The sequence below is a fragment of the Varibaculum sp. GTC20041 genome (genome assembly GCF_055387755.1).
Window position 1 is genome coordinate 1,265,047 of record NZ_AP041144.1, and the last position, 23,607, is coordinate 1,288,653.

9 protein-coding genes are annotated in these 23,607 nt (G+C 51.7%); all 9 read right to left on the reverse strand.

Features of this window, described 5'->3' with window-relative positions; translation table 11 throughout:
• Positions 1-17: 17 nt before the first annotated feature.
• The gene (locus ACZ5BI_RS05390) at positions 18-6,878 is read right to left on the reverse strand and encodes a beta-galactosidase (protein ID WP_464895798.1); all 6,861 of its coding nucleotides are present in this window, start codon (positions 6,876-6,878) and stop codon (positions 18-20) included.
• A gap of 75 nt (positions 6,879-6,953) precedes the next feature.
• Positions 6,954-11,132, reverse strand: a complete 4,179-nt coding sequence (locus ACZ5BI_RS05395) for a family 20 glycosylhydrolase (RefSeq protein WP_464895799.1) — start codon at positions 11,130-11,132, stop codon at positions 6,954-6,956.
• Between the two features lie 129 nt (positions 11,133-11,261).
• Positions 11,262-14,477, reverse strand: a complete 3,216-nt coding sequence (locus ACZ5BI_RS05400; protein ID WP_464895800.1) for an alpha-L-fucosidase — start codon at positions 14,475-14,477, stop codon at positions 11,262-11,264.
• Between the two features lie 244 nt (positions 14,478-14,721).
• The gene (locus ACZ5BI_RS05405; protein WP_316693675.1) at positions 14,722-15,729 is read right to left on the reverse strand and encodes an aldose 1-epimerase; all 1,008 of its coding nucleotides are present in this window, start codon (positions 15,727-15,729) and stop codon (positions 14,722-14,724) included.
• Positions 15,730-15,821: 92 nt separating this feature from the next.
• A complete protein-coding gene (locus tag ACZ5BI_RS05410) occupies positions 15,822-18,719 on the reverse strand; it encodes a leucine--tRNA ligase (protein ID WP_464895801.1) in 2,898 nt (965 codons plus the stop codon).
• Positions 18,720-18,862: 143 nt separating this feature from the next.
• Complete coding sequence (locus ACZ5BI_RS05415) at positions 18,863-19,750, reverse strand: cell division protein FtsQ/DivIB (protein WP_464895802.1); 888 nt, start codon at positions 19,748-19,750, stop codon at positions 18,863-18,865.
• Positions 19,750-21,153: a UDP-N-acetylmuramate--L-alanine ligase gene (gene murC, locus ACZ5BI_RS05420; RefSeq protein ID WP_316098613.1), complete on the reverse strand. Its 1,404-nt coding sequence runs from the start codon at positions 21,151-21,153 to the stop codon at positions 19,750-19,752. Before murC ends, ACZ5BI_RS05415 begins: the two co-directional genes overlap by 1 nt.
• Complete coding sequence (gene murG, locus ACZ5BI_RS05425; protein WP_316098611.1) at positions 21,150-22,271, reverse strand: undecaprenyldiphospho-muramoylpentapeptide beta-N-acetylglucosaminyltransferase; 1,122 nt, start codon at positions 22,269-22,271, stop codon at positions 21,150-21,152. Before murG ends, murC begins: the two co-directional genes overlap by 4 nt.
• Positions 22,258-23,607: an FtsW/RodA/SpoVE family cell cycle protein gene (locus ACZ5BI_RS05430; protein ID WP_316098609.1), complete on the reverse strand. Its 1,350-nt coding sequence runs from the start codon at positions 23,605-23,607 to the stop codon at positions 22,258-22,260. Before ACZ5BI_RS05430 ends, murG begins: the two co-directional genes overlap by 14 nt.

Here is a 23,607-nt window from a genome sequence, read left to right on the forward strand (position 1 = left end):
TCACCCCACCAATCTGGTTATTTATCTTCCAGCCATTGCTGGCGATAACGCACCCCAATCCCTATCCCCAATGCCAATAGCGCGATTAATAAAGCGGAAATACCCTCGGTACCGGTATGCCCCAGTCCTTCTTTAACGGTCTTTCCTTTTGAGGAGGGGGTTTTCGCATTTTCAGAAGGAGCCGCCTCTTTAGAGGGAGTAGCTGGATTTTGCGGATTATCCGGCTGGGAAGGATTCGGCTTTTCTGGCTGACCTGGTTTGTCCGGGGTATCCGGGTTATCTGGTTTGTCCGGGGTTTCCGGTTCAACTTTCCCCGGGCCATCCGTTTGCGCAGTTACTGGCGCTAAGGCATTCATCTGGGAAAGATGGACTGCGCGCAGTACTACGTTTTCTGGCCCCGCATCAGCTTCTTTACCAATAACCGCAATTGCCGCTGTGTTCTTGCCGTTTAGATTGAGGAAAGCCGCCGGGATAGTGAAGGAATCCTGCGGCCCGATATCACCGATATAGATACCGGTATTCCATCCATTGACAAACAGTAACGCCTGAGAATGGTCGGTTCGGGTCTGCTGGGTATTGCCGAAGCGCCGCGAGAGCACCTCCAGGCGAAAAGCTACATCGGCATCTTTAGGAACGTTCAGATCGAAAGTGGATCGATACCAGGTAACCCCGGCCTCGTCCGCGTGCATATCTGAGGCCGCGGTCCACTTAGAGTCATCTAAACCTGGCAGATGCCAGCCTTGCCGCTCGCCATATAAACCACCGTTATTGTAAAGACCACGCGCTTTATCTTTAGTGCCGCTCTTATCGGCAGCGCCTTGAATCTTCCAGGTAACTTTCCCGTCCTGAGCGGGAATAGTAGCTGAATACAATCCCCGGTTTTGGCGTGATAAGCCATTATCTGACCAGTCCAGGTTTTGCCCCAGGTTATTTACTAGCACCGCTAAAACTACTTTATCGCCGGCTTTAATCCCTTTAGCGGTAAAAGACTGGTCGGCGCCAGCGGCGCTGGCCGCGCCCAGCGATTTCCCATTTGCCCACACTTGCATAAAGGCGGGATTCTTGCCATGCCCGGGCACGCCGGATCCCCCGTTAGCGTTCAGAGTGATAACTGGGGAATCACTGCTGGCCACAAAGGTAGCGCGATACCATACGGAGCCTTCATAGAAACCGTAATAATTGGAGTCCAGAACCAGTCCATTAGCACTGGGGGCTTGCCATTTTTGGTTACGCTGTTTACCGTTAGCTACCTGCCAGGCGCTATCGTCAAAATTGATTTCCTTTTCCGGAGCGCCTTCCTGTTTCACCCACTTTAGCTGGGGAGGCTCGAAGCTTAGCATCTGCGGAATAAATTTGGTGAAACCGGCATAAATACCTTCGGTTTCACTTACTCCCGCTTTGCCGCCATTCCAACTCGCGCTCTTTGCGCCTTTAGGAAGCAGCACATAGGGAGTTTGACTCTTAGGATCAGTAGTGCCATTAACCTCGGCATTCGAGCCGTTTAAGCTCCAGTTGCGAGCGAGCTCTACCCCCTCGACCGCTAAACGTTTGCCGTTGCTTCCATCACCGGTATTTAGTAACCAGGTGGTTTGTGCGTAGGTGCGGTCAATAATCCGCAAGCGCAGCGTATCTCCCGCACTTGCTGCTCTCTCTGAGGCAGCCGGGGTGATAGTGATATCGCTAGGTTCTGCCGAATACTTATAGTTCAAACGCAGCGTCTTATACTGTTCATTCCAGGTAACCTCTACCCCTTTAGGCGCTTTCACCTGCGGCTTAGCCGGGTAACGTAGCAGAGTTTCCCCATCGTCTCCCGCTACCCCGAGCAGGTACTGTACCTGGGCGTTATCGGTAGCAATCGGGGAACCGAATAGCTGCGAGGTGGTGTACAGCAGTTTTTGCCCCGCGATTTTTATATCCGCGCTCATCAGCAACGCATCCCGACCATGCAACGTTAGGGCAGTTCCCGATTTTTGTGGAATCCGCGACCAAGAGTTCTCTCCATCTTTGACGCTGGTTCCGGTATTGAACTGATCTATGGCATCTTTATCGGGGAATACTCGCAAAGCATCTAGCGATACGAAAGTACCCTTAGAGCCCGCAAAAGGCTTACCGGTAACTTGGACTTTTAAGGTGTGCTTACCGGCACTTAACCCCCGCACACTATATAAAACCTGCTGGGGGCGGGCGGTGCTAGTGACTTCCTCTTCGGTTTGCCCTACTTTTTCCCCGTCAATAAACACATCGGCTATGCCGTGATTACCGGAGAAAGCCCCAATAATATCGATTCCTATCCCGTTGAAGTCATAGGTATAAGAATCACCTTTACGGGCAGAATAGGTTTCGTCTCCTTGATAATCCCCGCTAGTCCAGTTTTGCCCGGTAGCATATTCCCAAGATGAGGCAGTCCCAACGGCGGGATTATATTTAATCGCCGGGTCATTATTGTTCACCACTATCCAGGGCGTGGCGCTAGCTCCCAGAACATTAAGCGCATCTAGCTGGACTTTCGTGCCTCCAGTAGTTGATCCCTCGGCGCTTTGCCCCAGCACCCGCACCTTCAGGGTATGTTTACCGGCAGGAAGATCACTCTTAGAGAACACGACTTTTTGGGTAGGTTTATTCTGTTCGGTTCCCACCCAACCGGTTACTACCTGTTCCGCCTGGTTATCGAGCTTTACCGCGAATTTCCCATGATCGGTTCCGGTGGCTACCGCAATCTCGATTCCCGTGCCGGTAAACTCGAAGGCGGCTTCCTCGCCCGCTTTACTAGCCTCGTGGATACTTCCTTTCCAAGCCGAATCGTCCTTAACTGACTTCCAACCCGTCGAATACTTTAGTTCGCTGTCATTATCATCGTGATTAAACTTTGCCCCCACTCCGGAGGTGTTGGCTAAATCCAAAGCAAAAGTAAACTTATTGGTGCTGGTGTCGTTGGTGTTGTTCAAAACAAATCCCAGGGTGCGCCCGCCGTTACCGGTAGCTGAAAGCTCGGCTGCGCCCTCGGAAGAAATCCGCTGATACCCTCTAATCTGGGCGTTACCGCTAACCCTCTTAATATCGGGTTTAGCTACCGGATTAGAGGTTACATATTGGGGATTGGCTTGCAAATAGTAGGCAATCTCTTTTTGCGCCCCAAATTTGTCTTTCCGAATCGTTCGATCTTCGTCTATGCCAGCCCCATAGTCATAACTGGTAAAACCAGAGGAAGGAGAACCGGTATAACCCCAGTTAGTGCCGCCAAAAATCATGTAGTAGGTATAGGCTTTCACCCCGTTACCGGCCAGGACTGTCCCCCACTGGCGCACAAAGTTTCCATCGGTAAAACTGGCGCATTTTTCGGGAGTAAAGTTTGCTCCCCAAGGAGTGAAAGCACCCCCTTGACCTTCGGCAATAAAATGCGGACCTTTCGGTTCATAATTGCGGAAAGTCTGTTCAACATCATCGAGGTTCCCGCGTCCTGCCCCGCAATTGAAGCCCAGCGGATAACGATCATAGGTGTAAAAATCAGTGCTGCCATATTTACCGGCTGGATTTCCGGCTTTATTCGGAGCAAAACGTCCTGCCAAGCCCCAGTCATTTTCAAACAGGGGAACATTTATCCCATCACCGCGCACAAAGTTGCTCAGCTCTTTTAGGAATGCGGTCGTGCTGGGATTTTCTGCCAGCAGCTCATTTTCCACCTGATACATAATGATAGAGCCGCCTCCCGTGGTAATCAGGTGTTTCTTCGCGATACTGTTGAAGGCTTTCAACCAGCTCTTAGAGGCTGCCAAGGCTTTCGGGTCAGTCGAACGCAAAGAGGACGCCGCATAGTTAGTCATATATGCGGGCAGACCTCCCATTGAAATCTCGGCATTGACGTAGGGGCCGGGACGAGCAATCACATATAGCCCCTCTTCCTTTGCCATCGTCAGCAAAAGGTCAATATCGCGGCGAGTGCCTTTATCGAAATTGAAAGCGCCTCCCTCTTCACTTTGATGATCGCCCCAGAAGAAATAGAAAGATACCGCATTAAATCCGGCGGCTTTTATCTTTTGGAGGACGTCGCGCCAGGCCTGGGGGGACGGGATTCGCCAAGGATGGAACTCACCAGCCCAAACTTGTAGACGCTCGCCATCTATTTTCAAAGAATGATTATCCCAGGTTACTTTATGAGGTTTACCGTCATTTCCGGGGAAACTATAGCTGCTTTTAGGGTAAGAACGCTCAGTGCTTTCCCAGGTGGTATCGCTTTGGCTGGTTTGAGTTCCCGACCCGGGGGGCGTTTGACCGCTAAGGGCTGGCACCTGAATAACCGCGCTGGCCAGACCGGTATCACTCTTACCGTCTAGAGACTTTAATCCGTTGGCTTTAGCGCTTAGCTGCGCCTGGTAGCTACCTTGGGGAACTTTTGTCAGGTCGGCATAAACCTTAAAAACCGAGTTCATCTGCCTGCCGGTTTGATAGGAACCGTTTACCGGTATGTACTCTTTATCCAAAGTGGTACTTACCGGCACATTTATCGCATTTTGGGATTCTTTCGGCGTCAGGGTCAAAGACAAATCCAGGTCATCGTTACCTTTGCCGGGAGCCGAAACATATCCGATTAACTGCCGATTAGCTTTACCGATTCCCTTTCCTTGGGAATCGGTGGCTAGCGGAGATAATGCGGGGGAAATCCGCCAGGTGACCTGAGAGCCGTTAAAGAAACTGGTGTCCGCAGCGTTTAGGGCAGTTGCTTGTTGGGCAACCCCACCTCGGAAGCGTTCCCAGTTCTTATTATCCTGGTTTGTCCAACCCATCTCAGCGTGAGCTAGTAACCGCGGGAACGCAATATACTCGATATCTGCCAGGTTGCGCACGCCCTCACTCCATACTGCGCCCTCGACCCCCAGGATTCCTTTATCGTCACTGAGCCCCATGACCTGTTGGGGCTGGGCATCATAGGCGTGTTTCAAAGTGCATTCCCCACCGGGGCAAGCCCAACTGGGAGCCACATGGGAGCGGTCTTCGCGTTGGGGATAATAGAAGTAGCTGGCGTTAGAGACAATGAATTTGCCGCCTTTAGCTACGAAATCATTGCGCAGCTGGGAGCGATTACCAGCCGCGGAGTCGGTATTCCACCACTGGACTACCCCACCATTATCGGCAATCCAGACCGCTCCAACGCTCTTTAAGGCTTCATCCCACACGATGGGGGTTTGCTTCATGGCTTTTACTTTGGGCAGAATCTGCTGCATATATTGCAGGTAATGCTGGTGATCCATACTGTTAGCTTCATCGCCGCCAATATGCAGATAAGTGTTGTTAGAGTTTTGCGCCAAAATCTTCAAAACATGCTGCATAAAGGTGTAAGTGTAAGGATTTAAAGCATCCAGATTGACTTTCATATTGTTTTTCGAGTAATTTGGCTGCCCAATCGTGTCTTGACCGGCCTCTGGCTTGGGATTAGAGTTTTCCGAGTTCAGCTGGGGTATGGAATATAGTGCTGCCTCTGTGTGACCGGGAGTATCAATCTCGGGAACAATCGCTATCCCTAATTTATTGGCAGTGGCCACCATTTCGCGGTAATCATCTAAGGTGTAGTAGCCAGTTCGTCCCGCCTGGGGTGCGCGGCCAATATCTCCGGCTCGTAAACCGGCACTACCTCCGCGTTTAGCCAGCTGGCTATAGTCAATCGGGTCAGCAGCGTCTTTGCCCTCATTCGGGATATCAATCCGCCAGCCCTCATCACTTAGATGCAGATGCAAAGTGTTCATCTTGAAGCGGCTCATAGAATGCATCAGCTTAATGACTTCATTCTTGGGAATGAAGGAGCGCGCCGGGTCAAGCATTAGTCCGCGCCAGGAATAGCGAGGACCGTCTTGAATAGTCATCGCCGGTATCGGCATTAAAGATCCCACGGTAACTTGAGGAAATACTGCCCACGGCCCTAACAATTGCAGCAGCGATTGGGTTGCCCATAGCGCCCCGCTGGCAGTGCGCGCGGTGATGGTTACCCGGTTTGGCGCAATCTGTAAGGTGTAGGCTTCATTCATTTGCTCTTTGCCTACCCCACTGACGGTTAAGTTCGGATTGATAACGTAATTAATCTGAGTTTTAGCACTGGAAGTGGCCGCAATCGGTAGTTTATATCCGGCAGATTTCGCTAGCGTCTCAGCAAGATATTTGGCGCTCTCGCTTGCTAAGCCACTGGCAGTAATCTCACTATCTTTGCTGAGGACGAACCGGGAGTTATCCGCGGCAAGTTCAGCTTTTTGCGGGTAGGGAATCAATTGATTCAGCTGGGCAAGATTTTCGTTTTCTGTCGGGGTGGGCTGCGCAGCTAGAGTCCCGCAAGCTGCTATTTCCCACAGCGATAGTCCCCACTGCTGTGATTTGCCAGAAATCTGCATTTTCAGGTAGCGCATTTTTTCGCTGCCGTTAAAGGTGTGCTCGGTGGTGCCTGCTTTTTTACCGTTCTGGTTGGTTACTAAATCCCGCCAGGTGGTGCCATCATTACTGGCTTGCAATTTGTAGGGTTTACCGAAAGTGTTTCCCCAATAAAGTTGCACTTTGTTAAGAGTGGCGGTTCCAGCAAAATCGATAGTCAGGGCAGCATCATTGTCGCTTCCGGCGGCAGACCAGCGACTGGCAGATTTAACGTTGTGCACTGCCGGAGTAGCTTTATCATCGGGACCAATATTGCCATCAACTGCCAGTTCTGGCCCTTTTTCTCCCGCAACTTCCCGGCTGGTGGCATTTACCATTTTCCCGACTGCCAAATTGTCTGCGCACAGGGCGACATCCCCGCTCGCGAGCGCCTGGGCACTGCTTGCTGGGATTAGCACCGACATTAAAGCTACTGCCGCGGTAACCACAGTGGCATTTGCCCGGCGTTTCCAACTACCATTACTCATTGATTTACCTTTCCCAGCCTCTTTGCTCAGATTCTTATATGTCTTTCGGAAGCGCCTTGCCGCACCGTTCCCCTTTTACCTGCGAGTTCGGTGTCGGCTCAGCAACAAAACTCCCCCAAATCCGATACTTAGCGCTGCTAGAAGCAGCGATAGCTCGCTGGAAGCACCGGTGGAGGGCATCGCCGAAGTAGTGCCCTGTTGGCGGGATTTAGCACCCGGCTTTGACCCGGTGTTACCAGGTTTTGCCGCCCCACTATCTGAGCCTGCTCCTGGTTTAGTATCTGGTTGCCCGTCGGGCTTCCCCGGTTTATCAGGGCTGGGATTATCGGGGCTGGGCTCCTCAGGCGAGAGCGCACATTTTTCCTTTTCAGCTGCGCTCATATCGCGAGCGCCCTTCTCCCAAGTCACCTGGGCATTAGCAGTATCGAGCACCCATTTAGCTCCAGTTGCATCCCAAATATATTCGGTAGTAGTAACGGTACGGGTCTGCATTACTTTGAAGGTCGTACAATTGCTGGCGTCTTGTTCTGGGGAGTCAGTCCAATCGCCTTTTACCACCTGGGGAGCCGGTTTTTCGGGTTTTTCCGGCTGCGGCGGCTCAACTTGACCGGGGTCTTCGCCCATATCTAGGATCCATTCGCTCTTTGCACCCTCTTTATACCTGAATAGGTCACTTACGGGCTTCGCTACAATTTTGGTTTTTCCATAGGGCAGCGGAACGGCCTGCTGCGGGGTTAGCAATTGATCACCTAAGTAATAATTAACCCCCGTAACTGCGGGCACTAGGAAATATCCGGGATATTCTTTTCCTTGCTCCGTAAAGGGTTGTTTTTCCGCTACGGGAGCAACCGGGGTTACTTCCGTTCCAGGTTGGGCACAGACAGCTCCGAAACGAATCTCAGCTGCGCCTCCAAAATCATTTCCGGCCTGGGAGTTTAGCTGAACCATGCGCACGTATTTGCCACTTAACTGTTTGTCAGCTGCAAAGTTAAATACTTGCGGGTCAGCGTGATTCTTCAAAGAACCATTAATGGCGCTCTTCCAGTCGTTGCCATTTTCGGATACTTCAATCCGGAAATCCTTAACCCGCGAGTTTTCTTGCCCGCTACGTGCTGTATATTCAAACCCGGTAATCACGCATTTTTGCTCTGGGGCCGCTTTGAGCTGTGCGGTAACGGTGTGCGGGAAAGTACCGGCAGGGGCAGCCCAGCGGGTGTGCCAATAGGTATTGGGATTGCCATCAAATGCGGCGTTTACCGGTCCGGAGGGTTTTGGCTCATTATCTGCCTGCGAGGAGGCCGTAATGTTTTCATATCCGCAGTTCGGGTCATTCATCGTGGGGCATTGAGCAACTGGGTTTAGTAGTTCTTCGCGATTAGACACAACGGTGGCAGTGACTTCGGCTCTTCTGTTAGCCCCAATCTGGGTGGCGCTAAGTTGATGAGTACCACTGTCTTGTGGTCGCAACACTTTTTCTGCCTTGTCAAAGAATGGCAGATAGTATTCGACGCTTCCATCTGCCCCAGGCATTGCCAGGAATTGGTTTTTACCGTTCCAGGCGAGTTTTACATATTTGCCGGGTTCAAACCCGCTTAGCTTAACTTTTACCCGTTCATAGGGGCGGATGAGATTCTTTTCAATGGTGATAGTCGGTTTTTTACTTGCATCCCAGGGGCTATTCTCACTGGGATCGGGGGCGCCATTTGCCACATTTACCGTAAAGGTAGTTTTTTGTCCGTTTGAGCCCGTAATAGTACCAGTGTAGGTTCCGGGATTCGCATAGGGGTGTTTTCCGCTCACTTTATATAGCGGGCTGCTATGTAAGGCATCTCGGGAATGACTTTGGGTGAATATTGCCGGTGAGGGCGCGGAGCCGTCACCCCAATCGATAGTGGCGCTAAAGGGAGTATCCCCGAGGGCGGAAGCGGCGTTACCAGCTTTCGTTATTTGCGTTCCCTCAGAGTTTTTCACAGTGCCGGGAGCCGCGAATTCGCCTATTGCAAGATTCACGGAGCGGTTGGGCGCAACTTTTTGATCTACCCCAGCTAAAGCGGTTTGCCAATTGGCATTTGGACCGTCAAAGAAATTCACTGCCGAAACGGTGAGCCTATCTCCCATCGCTGCCATGCGCTGTTTGAACTGGTTTACGTTTCTCTTTGCTTGCGGAGTCCACGCTACTTCCGCGTGAGAGATTGAGCGCGGCCACATTAGCCATTCTGCCTGGTATCCGCCGCGAATAGTTTCTGACCATTGTACGGCTACTGTCCCTACAATGCTGCTTTCGGGAATCCCGGGGATTACTTGTGCCGGGTCCCAGTTATAGTATTTATCGAAATCGCCTCTTCCGCTCCAGGTTAAACCGATACTGTTGCCACCGGGAACTCCGTATTTCATATCTATATAGGCGGTCGAGGCGTTCGATACCGCAACTTTAGCGCCCTCGTTTTGAATTGCTCGTTTCGTGTTGGCGGTATTACCGGTCCAATACTGTACCAAGTCCCCAGGCTGTAGCGTGTTGGAGGCTATTTCATTCCATCCGATTGGAGATTTGCCTTGATCACGAACTGCTTTTGCGGACATGTCTAGAAACTCATTGAATTTGTCTTTCCCAAGTTTGGCAACCATATCGTGGGATTCATCCCCTCCGATATGAATAGTTTTACCGGGGGTAAGCGCAGCCAGTTGTTTAAATACGTGGCGGACAAAATACTGGGTGTGCTTTGAGTCCGGATCCAGGTAGGAATAACCCACATCTCCCGTACCATTGGCGGGGGCAACTTGCCATTTAGCCGGATCGGTGATGGCGTTGCCATCGGCATCTACAGTGCCATTATGAGAGGATTTGGCAGAGTTTAATTGCGGAATGGCCCTTAGAGCCGCATTGGTGTGTCCGGGCATATCAAACTCGGGCTGAATCGTTACGAAACGGTCGGCAGCATATTTGACCAGTTCCTTATATTCTTCCTGAGTGTAGAAACCGTGATGCCCCAATTCGACTACGTTATCGTCTTCATCCTGACTAGAGCCGGTTAAATCCTTTAACGAATAGGCTTCCGAGTTCCAGTTCATTGCGGTTTTGCCAGAAACCTCGGTGAGCTTGGTGTAGTCGATACTGTCCCCTGCTTCGCGTCCCTCATTCGTTATTTGCAGCCGCCAACCCTGATCATCTGAAAGGTGTAGATGTAAACGGGAGCCTTTCACATTGGCAAAAGTGTCAATCATCTGTTTTAAGTCAGCGATTGTCAGGAACGAGCGGGCTACATCTGCTTGTATCGCGCGATGCGCAAACCGGGGCGCGTCCTTTACCGTAATCGCGGAGGCTAGCCACTGGCTGTTTACCTGATGGGGAGAATAGATAAAGGCGGGGAATAGTTGCAGCAGGGTACGGGTAGCGTTCCAGACGCCTTGCGGGGATTTTCCGACAATCTCTACCCCGCTTTCACTGACCTTTAAACTATAGGCTTCCTCGATATTTCCACTGTTTAAACCGGTGGTATTTAGACCAGTGTCTACCCGTAAACTGATCTGTCCCTCTTTGCCCACTGGCAGGGGAAATCCGGTGGAGGCACGCATAGTTTTGGCGGTCATCTCCGCTACCGCTTTAGAAGCGGAATCAGTTTTGATTTTAGTGTCTGCTCCTAATTCAAAACCGCCTTCTCCGGGAGTCATTTCAGCAGGCAGTGGAATCAAATTAGGCTGGGTGGGAGCTACCGGTTCTGCCCCGTCCCATACTTCAAATTCAAATAGGGAAACCCCGTATTTAATTCCTTGGAAAGGAGTGCGGCTCTCGGCCTGCATTTTCACGTATTTCCAACTTCCATTAGCGGTAGCGGAATTGAGTTTTTGGGTATCTGTACTGGAACACTGCGGGCGGATAGTATCGCTGGCTTTTACCCAAGTGGTTCCGTCATTTGAAACCTCTAAATGATAGGAGGCGGCACAGGCGGCTTCCCATTTAATCGTTACGTGGTCAATTTTAATGGCTTGTTGTAGCTGTACCGCAATCCAAGCCTGGTCACTGTGATTGGAGGACCAGCGAGAATCACCACTGTCGTTACCATCAATAGCGGCCTGCGCCTGCCATTTATTAGCAACTTCATTCCCGGAAGCACTAACGCTCCCGCCATTGGCTGCTAATGCTTGATTAGTCGGCTCGGCAGCCTCTGCTGTCCCGATGCCGGCTGGCAATAATGCCACTAGCGCCAGAGCGCCTGCCCCTAAAAGGCAAAATACCCTTTTAGACCGGTTAAACATATCTTGCACCTTCCTGTTTCGCAATCCCGCAATCGCGCTACTACTGCCCAATCAAACCTGTTTAAGGAGGTGCTTTAGGGGAAGCTTCTCCCCTAAAATCACCTGTTATCTTTTACCGCTCTAGCACCATCAATGCTGCTTAGAGCGATAGTTGTTCACCAGAACCAAAGCTAGCCCCAAAGGCATCCCTAGCAGCGTTAATAGCAGTAATTCGTCCGCGGAAGTCCCAGTATTTACCAAATCTGGATTCCGTACCTGCCAATCCGCGCCTTTTTGCTGAGCATGGGATTTTTGTTTGCTATTGGACGTATTCGTCCCCGCAGACGGGGCAGTTGTCCCGGGTTTGTCAGTTGTCCCTGGCTTTTCTCCCGGAGTATCCGTTCCCGGTTTTCCTGATTCCCCGCCGCTTTCTCCCGGTTTATTTCCGGGGCAGGCGCTCTTTTCGGCTGCAGTCATGTCTCGCAGTCTGGTCTCGGTCTTTTCCACAGCATTTGCGTCATCGAGAATCCATTTAGTGGTATCCCAACGGTAATCCGTGGTGGTAACGGTGCGGGACTGACTGACTTTTCCTTGCTCGCAATCGCTGCTACCCGGAACATCTTGCCACTTACCAGCCACAACTTTTGCATCCGGTTTCTGAGGTTTAGGTAGATTAAGCTGCCAGCCAGCTGCTATCTTCGGAGCGAACTCGTCCCAAGCGGTGCCTTCACCTACTTTAGGAAGCTGATCACCGCCGTAAACATCCACTATTATGGGCTGCTCGTCAGTGCCAAAACCGTAGTAGCGTAGATCCGATTGCGGGAAGACGGCACCTGATTTCAAATGAATTTTTGCGCCTTTAGGTAAACGCAATCCTCTTAACTGTTCTAAGGAGTTAAAGGGACTAGCTAAAGTACCTAGTCCGGCTTCCTTAGCGGCAGGATCAACATAATAGTCCAGTTGCACTCCCGGATCTTGCTTTGCACTTCCGAAAAGCCGCAAATCTGAAAGCGCAAATGGTCCGCGATTGTCGGTTACCCGAATCCGGAATTTTTGTGCCGTCTCTGGCGCAGCCAGTTGCACAATCCGGCGAACCCCCACAGTCCCGGTAGCGGAATTAGGGTTGATCTTCACCGGCCGCCATCCGTCAGCAGTTTCTTTCTCAATCACAAAACTTTGAATGTTTTGGCCGTGATTTAAAGTATCTTCCGCCAAGGAAACATAGTTAACAGTTTTTTCTGCTCCTAAATCAATCTCAAAGCTGGTTTCCCCGGTGAAGGCTTTTCCTCCCGTGCGCAGATCATTGTCGGTGTACACACTAGTGTTTTCCCCGCCTACGATAACAGGCCGCCCTAAAGCATGGTCGAGTGCGAAAGCCTTTCGCCGTTCCGCCGCAAAATCCTGTAAGGCTTTTATCTCGTTAGCCGAGAATTTCCCCGTCTTATTCGGAGGTACATTCAAAAGCATTACCGAGTTACGAGCCACATTTTCGAGGTATTTGTTCCATAACGCGGTGCCAGATTTAACGGTTGAATTATCTTCATCCGAATCAATCTGCCAGAACCAATCCTTGGTAAGCTTCATATCTGCCTCGGCTGGCCACCAGCGTAGATATTGCGCTCCTCCGCTGCGAACCGCATTAACTATTTGGTCATCGCTGCCCAAGTTTTGGTTAAAGTGCCCGGCTTGTCCGCTAATATCAATTTTCCCGGACTCAAGCTGTTTGACCGGAATAACTGAGGGCTCATTTGCGCGTCCGCGACCCTCCTCATTACCGATCCAACGTACGTCAGGGCCGCCCACTGCGATAACCGCATTCGGTTGCAATTGGCGAATTAAATCGTAGTAGGCAGAATAATCAAAAAGCTCATGTTTATCGGTGTTACCGGCAGCGCCGTCGAACCAAACTTCGTCAACGTCGCCATATTGAGTCAATACTTCGTAGAGTTGATTCAGGAAATACTCTCCATAATCAGTTGCCGGATATTTATAGAATTTATCGATTTGTCCAGAACGGTCATCCCCATCTATTAGGGTGGGAATCGTGCGCTCGGTTTTTGCCGATCCGTTTCCAAAGAGCCCCTTGATTTCTGCACTCGAATCAGCAGGTGACAGGTAGAATCCTACCCGCATCCCATATTTTTTCGCGGCCTTGGCTACGTCTCGGGGAATATCGGCGTTTGGTACTGCCGAAGAGCCGATATCGTGGTCAGTGTAGCGCGAATCGTATAGCAAGAATCCATCATGGTGCTTGACAGTTAAAATAACTGTCCCAAAACCTGCCTCTGCTAGATTTTTTACCCACTGGTCAACGTCTAAATCCGTGGGCGCGAAACGCTGAGGATCTTCCGTACCATGCCCCCAACCTTGATTGTAGAAAGTGTTAACCCCGTAATGAATAAACGCGGTTAATTCTTGTTCTTGCCAGCGTAGCTGCTCCTTAGTCGGCCTGACCAAGGAGGCTTTTTTCAAAATATGTTCGCGACAGTCAGCGGGACTTACCGCAATCTGAGTTGCGGGTTCGATTTCTTCCCAGGCGGCACAGGGAACATCATCGGGATTTCCCTCCTGACTTTCGGCAGGCTGAAACTCAAATCCGTCCTGGTAATTGTAGCTATTTGCTGAGGTAAAACGTAACGCCTGTAAACTCCCTTTCAGTCCTCTATTTTGAGCAGTGGGAGCCGTATGCACTTCCGCCCCGAACCCGAACTTTGACTCTAAACCGTTTGAAACCACCGCTGGCGCAGGACTTACAATCTCTGGATACTCATTTCCATCTACGGCAACCTTTACCGCGGTGCCCCCGTTTTTAGGCCAAACAGTCACTGATAGCGCATGCTCTTTCCCAGCTGCTGGAGCCAAAATAGTTTGCTTGGTGTCTGCCCAACGTCCTCCTTGTTGATAAGACAGACCATATTCCAAGTGACCGGCATCAACATACCGCACAAAAAGGTTGCCGCCGGCAGAAAAAATAGTAGCGAGATTATTTTGATCCGCCTGCGGAGTATATTTCACCTCAGCTGTAAAGCCGTTGGTAGCGGTTCCCTGGCCTAGAGTAAAAAACACCGTACCCGTGCCCGAAGTGCGAGCACTGGTATAGAAAAGACCCTGGTTACCTCCAGCTAATACAATCTTGCCAGTTTCTTGAGTTTCTCCCCCATCTTTGCGGGTAACTGCGCCTTTGAGGATTTCATCCGCCTGGGTGGTCAACCCTCCGCTCTCTAAAGATCCCCCGAATGCAACATTTAATAAATCCGTGTCCGCAGCCTTAGCTAGGGAAATCCCCCCTAGCGCCCCTATAGATAACGAGGCAGAAAATAGGAATACGGCACAAGAACGCAGCAAACGTTTTAAACTTTTCTTCACTTCTTCGTGTCTTTCTGAGTACTGATCAAAGGACAGCGTCATTACTGCCCGGGGGACGTACCCTTTTAGTTCCAAGGGTGCTGTCAGTTTAACAAAAGGAAATACTCAGGAACGAATCTTTCTTTGAAAATGAGACTAAGCTTTCACCGGGGCTAGGTTTGCCCAATCCTTACCGAGGTGAACGACACCGGTGGCTAAATCCGGGCTAAGGATTCGCCACCAAGAAAACTACTTAAGTGAGAGCCTACTGCCGGTTAAGGGGACTGCGATGCTCCAGGGCAGCGTGAAACTCTTGCACTTGCCCCGGTGCCACCGTAATTAGGCCTTCGCATTCTGAACGGTTAAAAGCATCTGTCATCGCCAGCAGTGGTTCTACCGCTACCGCGATACCTCGCCGATAGGCCAAATCCTGACCGGTATAGATCTGGAAAGAGCCTAAGCCCAGCCCCTGCCGTGCCCCAATCAACTCTACGGCAGTTTGAGAACCATCCACATGGTCAACTAAGGCGGTAGCCACCCCATCTTCAGCCACTAGGGAAGTCATCCCCCAGTCAATGTCGCGGCGGTGCACCAAAGTAACCGGATAAGCTTGGGTGGAAAATCCTTTTATTCCTGGTTTAGGAATCAGATTCTTATCAGTTTGGATACGAACTTGGGAAGGCACCGTGATTTTAGTAGTTTCCGCGCTGCCGGCCTGACACACCAGGTAGGGATGCCACCCCAAGGTAATCGGCGCGTCTGCCTCACCATTATTTCTGGCCACTATATCTAGGGAAAGCCGATGGGGATCAGCGCATATCCGATAGGTAACTTCCACTTCCACTTCAAAGGGATAGGCTTCGAGCTTCGGTACCTGAACCTTTGCTCGCAGGAAGTCTTCCCCCGCCTCAACTAACTCAAAAGGTTGATCTGCTACCAAACCATGTAACGCCAGCGAACCGCCCACGGTTTTCCCTGCGAAATCATACTCGCGGCCTTGGAAACTGTATTTGCCATCACGTAAACGATTTGACCAAGGAGCCATAACCGCATTCCGGAAACCATCCATATCCCGAGCCTCTTGCGCGTCACGATACCCGTCAAGGACGTGTACCGTACGCTGCTGTAGAGTATGCCCGCTGTCAGGAGGTAACGGAACCTCTGAAATGCTTTGAAATTGGTCTTCTACCTGCCAATCCAGGACAGTTGCCCCGATTTTGGCGATCGATACCGAGTCTTCGCCCGCTTTCAGCGTCCAGGTTTCGAAACTCAAGTTTGCTCCTTAAAAATAAAACAAGGTAATGCCTTAATTCCCTTGTTTACGACTCTATTACTCCCGCATATTATCCAAGGCATTTATGCTTATTATTTACTTTTCCTTATCACTACGTTCACCAATTTTGGTTCTCGTACTATCACCTTCAAAGGTGCGCTTCCCGCAAGGGCGCGCTGCACCACTTCAGTTTCCAGAGCCTGTTTTTCTAGCTCCTCAGCTGAAATAGATTGCGGCACTTGCAAGCGGTACTTAACCTTGCCGTTAATCTGTACCACCGCCGTGATTTCCTCTTCTACCAGTAGAGATTCATCGGTTACTACCGGGAAAGGCTCGCGAGCCAATGAGGAAGAGTGCCCCAGCCTATTCCAAAGCTCCTCGGCAATATGGGGAGCCAGCGGCGAAATCATTAATACCAACGCCTCTGCAGCTTCCCGAGGAACCGCTTTCAGCGCAGTCAGGTGATTATTAAGCACAATCAAATCCGAAACCACCAGGTTAAGACGCATTTCCCGATAGTCTTCGGTTACCTGCGCGATTGCTTTCGCTAAGGCGCGCTGAGTTTCCAAATCGGGTGCGTCCTCGCTAACGGTTACCTCCCCAGTGTTCTCATCAACCACATTGCGCCATAGGCGCTGTAAGAAACGCTGGGAACCGACCACTGCCCGAGTTTCCCAAGGCCGCGACATATCCAGCGGCCCCATCGACATTTCATAGACCCGGAAAGTGTCCGCCCCGTATTCATCGCAAATATCGTCGGGAGTAACGATATTCTTCAAGGATTTACCCATCTTGCCGTATTCGCGTTTAACCGGCTGTCCCTCGTATCTGAAACCACCGGTCTCATCACCTGATACTTCGGCGGCGGGCACGTAGGCTCCCCGCTCGTCCGTATAGGCATAGGCCTGGATATATCCTTGGTTAAACAGCTTATGGAAAGGTTCACTGCTAGAAAGATGCCCCAGGTCATAGAGTACTTTGTGCCAAAAACGCGCATAAAGCAGGTGCAGAACCGCGTGCTCGACTCCCCCTACATAAAGATCGGTACCGCCCGAGGACGCGCCCTCGCGCGGCCCCATCCAGTAACGCTCGTTTTCGGGGTTAGCCAGAAATTCCTTCTCCCCTGGATCGAGGTAGCGTAGCTCGTAACAGCAAGAACCCGCCCAGTTAGGCATCACATTAGTGTCGCGGTAATAGGTTTGTTTACCCTGCCCCAAATCCAGTTTCACTTTTACCCATTCGCTGGCGCGCCCCAGCGGAGCTTCCGGCTGCGAATCCGCATCATCAGCCGCAAAGGTGCGCGGAGAGAAATTATCTACCTCCGGCAAATCCAGGGGCAGCATAGATTCCGGGAGGGCGTGCACTACGCCGTCCTCGTCATAGACCACGGGGAAAGGCTCTCCCCAGTAACGCTGGCGGGAAAACAGCCAATCACGCAGGCGATAAGTGGTGGTAGCTTCCCCCAATCCGGCAGTTTCTAGCCAGGAAGTTATTTTCTTAATGGCCTCGACTTTACCCAAGCCGTTAAGAGAAATCTGGTCATTAGCAGAGTTCTGAATCACCCCATCCCCGATCCAGGCAGCATCTTTATCTGCATCCGGCGCGGGAGTAATCGTGTAAATAATGTCCAGGTCAAACTTCTTTGCAAAGTCCCAGTCACGTTGATCATGAGCGGGAACCGCCATAATCGCGCCAGTACCGTAGCTCATCATCACGTAATCGGCAGTGAAAATCGGAATCGGACGATTATTGACCGGGTTAGTAGCAAACAAACCGGTAAATACCCCAGTTTTCTCGTGGGCATCTTCGCCGCGTTCGCGCTCGCTGCGGGCAGCTGCCTGTTGTTGGTAGGCACGCACTGCCTGCTGCGGATTCTCATATCCTCCCGTCCAGGCATCGCGAGTGCCTTCAGGCCACTGGGCAGGAATTGGCAGTGCGCCAGCGGGAAGTTCACTTTGTCCCAAACCGGAAAGAATTGGATGCTCGGGTGCTACCACCATGAAGGTGGCTCCAAACAAGGTATCGGGACGGGTGGTATAGACCTGCAGGTTTTCCGTGTCTACTTGGAAAGTTACTGTCGCGCCCCGGGAGCGACCAATCCAATTCTCCTGCATGGTGCGCACTTTTTCTGGCCAATCTAAAGTGGCCAGATCTTGAATCAGGCGGTCACCGTAGGCAGTAATCCGCATCATCCACTGCCGCAGATGCGAGCGGAATACTGGGAAGTTACCGCGTTCAGAGCGTCCCTCGGAGGTTACTTCCTCGTCCGCTAACACCGTTCCCAAACCTGGACACCAGTTCACCGGAGCATAGGAAAGATATGCCAGGCGGTAATCCTCGAGGATATCTTCACGCTGCTTGGCGCTAAGTTCACTCCACTTAACCCCCTCAGGCAGCGGTTTTTCCCCGCTGGAAAACTTTTCGATTAGTTCGCTAATAGGACGAGCAGCTCCGCTCCCTCCATCTGGGCGAGTAGCCTCCACGTCGTACCAAGAGTTGAAAATCTGCAAGAAAATCCACTGTGTCCAGCGATAATAGTCCTGATCGATAGTAGCGAAAGAGCGCCGCTGATCATGGGAGAGCCCAATGCGCGCCAACTGGCGATGCATATTAGCGATATTTTCGCGGGTAGTTTTGCGCGGATGCTGCCCGGTGGTTACCGCATACTGTTCCGCGGGCAAGCCAAAAGCATCATATCCCATGGTGTAGAGGACGTTTTTCCCTTGCATCCGCTGGAATCGTCCCGTGACATCGGTGGAGATATAGCCTAGCGGGTGTCCCACATGCAGCCCTTTGCCTGATGGATAAGGGAACATATCCATTACGAAGAAAGGATCTTTGTCTGCCATGGGGCCGGCTAGGGAACCCACTGGGTTATCGGCATTGAAAGTACCTTGGTCTAACCAGTATTTTTGCCATTTTTCCTCGATTTGACCTGCCATCTGGGCGGTGTATCGATATGCCGGTATATCGCTAGCGCTCTTGCTCATGGACTATTTTCTCCCTTCATTTCTCCCTCAAAGCCTACCCCATAGTGGGCGCTGACCGATTTTTTCGCTAAGACCCGGAATCGGTAGCAAAAACTCTATTTACCACTGGTGAACTTGCTTTACCGCTAATGCGCAGCCATCCCTTACCCGATTATCGTAGGGTGAGCGTAATCGGTCACGTTATAGACACTGCCTCCGCGTTGCATAAGCACCGACAGTACCTGCGCTTTCTTTTGATTATCTTTACTGGCGCCCCAAATAACCTTTTGTCCCGAATTCAATTGCAGCTCTATATTTTCTGGCCGTACCGCTTGTGCCTGTTTAGTTTTCTTTTTAATTTCCGGCGGCAATGATTCCACCACGCTGGCCGCCGATTTCAAACAATCGCGATTATCGCTGGTGCTGCAAGAACTAGCTACCGTCACCAGATTTGCCACTTCGAATCCCTTAGCAGGAAATTCTTTCCCCTCTAGATCAACCACTGCTCCCTGCGTGGTTTTAGCCACCGGTTTTCGCAGCGTCAAACGCACCATCATCCCGCGGGGAAACTCCCGGCTAACCTCTATTTGTTTAATCCACGAATTGTCTTTTTTAAGCGTTGCGCCAATCTGACCCGTAGGTACCCGCATTAAAGGTCTCCCCGCATAGGCCGAAAGCTCTTCTTTTACCTGCTGAGCGGAAATTTGTTCGCTTGCACCTACAACTCGCGTCTTACCCGGATCATAGGCAAAAACCGGGGAAAACCAGAACAGGTAACCCAAGGCCACTATGATTACCACGATTAGCGCCCCGATACCGCCCCGGCGCAGTCGCTTACGTCTCTTGATCTGCTCGATTTCTGCACGTCGCTGCGCTAGCCCACTGGATACCACTGCCCGATCTTTGGAAGCTAAAGTAACTTGCGAAGACCTAGACCGGGATACCGCTTTTTCCCCTGCGCTTTTCGGCCGACGATTAGTACGTACCCGAGTTTTGTTAGATACCTCGGTGGCTTTAGAGCGACGCGAAAAAGCGGATTTGCGGGAAGTCACTACGCGAACCTCGAGTCTAAAATCTCTAAAATCAGCCCACCGGCCGCGGTCACGTCTCCCGCTCCCACAGTTAAGATCAAATCCCCGGGCTCAGCCGCATTAGCGAGGACGCGTGCCGCCTCATCCCGGTCCCCCAAGTAGGATCCGTGCTGCATCTTATCGGTGATTAAGCGGGAAGTTACCCCCGCGATCGGATCTTCCCGTGCCCGGAAAATATCGCACACAACCACTTGATCAGCTAAATCAAGTGCTTGGGCAAAACGGGGAGCAAAATTGCGGGTGCGCGAATACAGGTGCGGCTGAAAGAGTACCAGAACGCGCCCTCCCCCGGCGGCCTCTCGCGCCTGGTGCATAAGGGCTTCCACCTCAGTGGGGTGATGAGCGTAGTCATCGATTACCCGGATCCGTCCAACCTGACCTTTGGTTTCAAACCGGCGCGCGGTTCCCTCGAAATCCCCTAAAGCCCGAGCAATCTCTGGCGCAGAAAAACCGGCAATTTGAGCTCCGAGGAACACTGCGGCCGCATTCAATAAATTATGTTGCCCTGGCATTGGTAGGCGCACGGTAGTAGCTTTCCCCGCCACTATGAACTGTGCAGATACTGAGGCAGGATCTTCCGCCAGCGGTTTAATCAGGCAAAACCCATCCAAGTTGAGGGCGGGTTCTTCCACCCCGTATCCGAGGATCCGAATGCCAGGGGCAGCGGAGTCAGCTTGCATAGATTCCCGGCGCTCAACCAGCTGGCGACAGCCGGGATCATCGGTACAAACAATCAGGGTTCCACCTGGTTTAATACAGTTGCTGAAATCAAAAAATGCCTCCGCAAACTTTTCTGGCGATCCATAGTTATCAAGATGATCAGGCTCGATATTGGTAATAATCGCCACCTGGGGGCGGTAATTCAGGAAAGAACCATCAGATTCATCGGCTTCGGCAATAAAATACTCTCCTTTACCCAGATGGGCTCCGGTTTGGTAGTGCCGGACTATCCCTCCAACAGCAAAAGAAGGATCTGCCCCAAGTTGGGAAAGAGTTTGTGCCAACATGCCAGAAGTAGTGGTTTTACCATGCGCCCCCGCCACGGCCACAAACTTACGGTCAGCAGCCGCGAGCGCCAGCGCCTGGGAGCGATGCATAAACCTACAACCGGCAGCTTTACCGGCAGCAAATTCGGGATTACTAGGGCGAATCGCACTGGAATAAACAATAGTCATCTCGGAAGTAATCAGCTGCGGCTGAGTCCCCACCCAACATTTGACTCCCAGATTCCGAAGTTTATCTAAGTTATAGGATTCGTTCTGGTCTGAACCGGTCAGTTCCCAGCCGCGTGCCACAAAAAGCTGCGCGACCACTGACATTCCAGCTCCCCCGACCCCGATGAAATGATACTTTTCCTCGCTCATCGACATACTTCCTCAGCAACTTGCGCCAGTTTCTTCGCGGCGTCGACTCCCTCTTCCGGCAGTACCCGCGACATTTGTTGCAAACGTTCGGGCGACAAGAGCAAAGGCACTACCTGACCGGTCACGAACTCTGCATTAAAGCGGGCGTTATCAACTATCAGGGCGCCGCCACTTTTTACCGCGTCTTCGGCGTTAAGACGCTGCTCGCCGTTACCAATCGGCAACGGCACATAGACCGCCGGAAGCGCTAAGGCAGTCATCTCCGCCACGGTACCGGCACCTGAACGACAAACCACCAAGTCGGCGGCAGCTAGCGCCCTTTCCATATCCACCAGGTAATCAATAACCCGGTAACGCGACTTTAAAGATTCGGGAAGAGCGCGGAGCACCGGCTGATCTTTATCTTTACCGGTTAAGTGAATTACCTGCATATTTTCCGGTAGCTGTACCGCTGCCTCCTGCAGGGCTTCGTTAAGGGAAAGCGCCCCCAAAGACCCCCCGGTAACCAGCAAAGTTGGTAGCTGTCCGTCCAGATCAAAAGACTTAAGCGCCACCTCCCGCTGCCGTTTTTGATCCTGCGGATGCTGACGTTTTTGAGCTAACTGAGCTATCTCGGGACGCAGGGGCAAACCAATACAAGTGGTTTGCCCCTTCTTAGCCGCAAGTTTAGTGGAGGGAAAAGTTAAAGCAACTGCTTTCGCCCACCGTGCCCCTAGCCGATTGGCCAAACCAGGCCGCGCATTTTGTTCATGAATTACCAGCGGAATCCGCGCGCGCCGCGCCGCAAAATAGGCGGGAGTGGAAACATATCCCCCGAACCCGATGACTACCCCCACTTGTTTCTGACGGATCAGGGTCTCTATTTTCCGCACCGTCGCCCTCATCCGGCTGGGAATGGTGAACAGCTGTAAAGAGGGGCGCCGCGGCAAGGGGATCCGGGGAATATAGTGCAAGTCGAAGCCGGCAGCGGGCACTAACTCACTCTCTTTTCCTTCCCTAGTACCAATAATCGTGACCTCCCAGCCCTCATCTCGCAAACAGCGAGCCGCAGCCAGCAGTGGGTTGACATGACCGGCGGTTCCTCCTCCGGCTAAAAGTACCGATCTATTTTTTTCCATCGCATTTTTCCAATCTGACGGCTCTACTGGTACGCAAATACTTTGGTCGATGAGCTACCGCGGCAGCTACTCCCGGTTCTGCTCGCAAATAACTTAGCAGCACCCCCATTTGTAACAAGGTAGCTAGCGCCGTGGAACCTCCCGAAGAAACCAGCGGGAGTGGCACCCCTACTACCGGCAGGAATCCAATCACTACCATGATGTTCATCAGTGCCTGTACCACTAGCCACCCTAGAGTTCCCGCAGCACACAAGCGGGTAGTCGTATGAGTGGCATTAATGATTAACCGGCACAGTACCCAGGCCAGCAGCCCGAAAATCACCAGCACTAAGAGGGTGCCAAAAAGCCCGAATTCCTCACCTAAAATTGCATAGATAAAGTCAGTATGAGCCTCCGGCAAATAATTCCATTTCTGGCGAGAGGCACCCGGCCCCACTCCGGTAAGTCCCCCGGTGCCTAATCCCCATTTTGCGCGCAGAGGCTGCAGACCAGAACCGGTAGGATTCGCCTGGGAGGGATGCAAAAAAGAAAGCACCCGGTTCCTGCGGGAAGCAGAACTAAGTACTGCCCCGACTGCGGCTACGGAAAGCAGACCTAACCCGATCCCTAACCAGCGTAGAGAAATCCCGGCGATTAGCAATACACACAGCAAAATAGAAACGAAAACCAGCAAGGTTCCCATATCGTGACCTGCCATCACCGTAGCCACGATAATTATGAATGGCAGCCCCACCCATTTGAACAGGTCGCCAAGGGAGTCAATGCGGCATTTGCCGGTACTAAATACCGTGACTAACAGCAGAATAAAGGCGACTTTTAGGAACTCGGATGGCTGTAATACCTGGTTGATACCGGGAATATAAACCCAGTTGCGATTGCCGCCTTGACCGCGGCCAAGCGGGGTAAAAACCGCTAGCTGAGCGGCGATAGCCAGTGGGAATACTACCGGTAAGGCTACTTTTTCAAAGATATCTGCAGGGAGCCGCGATATGAAAACCATGGCTGCAAAACCCACCGCCATAATCAGCAGGGGACGCGCCACTCCCCAATAGGGATTGGTACCGGCAGAAAGCTCCAGGATTACCGAGGCAGAAAACTGCATCATTAAACCGATCACCGCTAAGGCGATGATCAAGAACCACAGCATTTGGTAGTTAAATAACGGGGTATGGGTGACAGAACGCCACAGGTTAAGTAGTTTACGTTTGCCTTCCGGGTTATCCGAACGGAAAGACTCTGCTCGCTTTACTTCAATCCGCGGAATTTTTCCCCTAAGTTTTTTGGTCTTAGGCTCCCGAAGATGCTTATTATCTGCAGCTTTTGTCCGCGTCGCCAT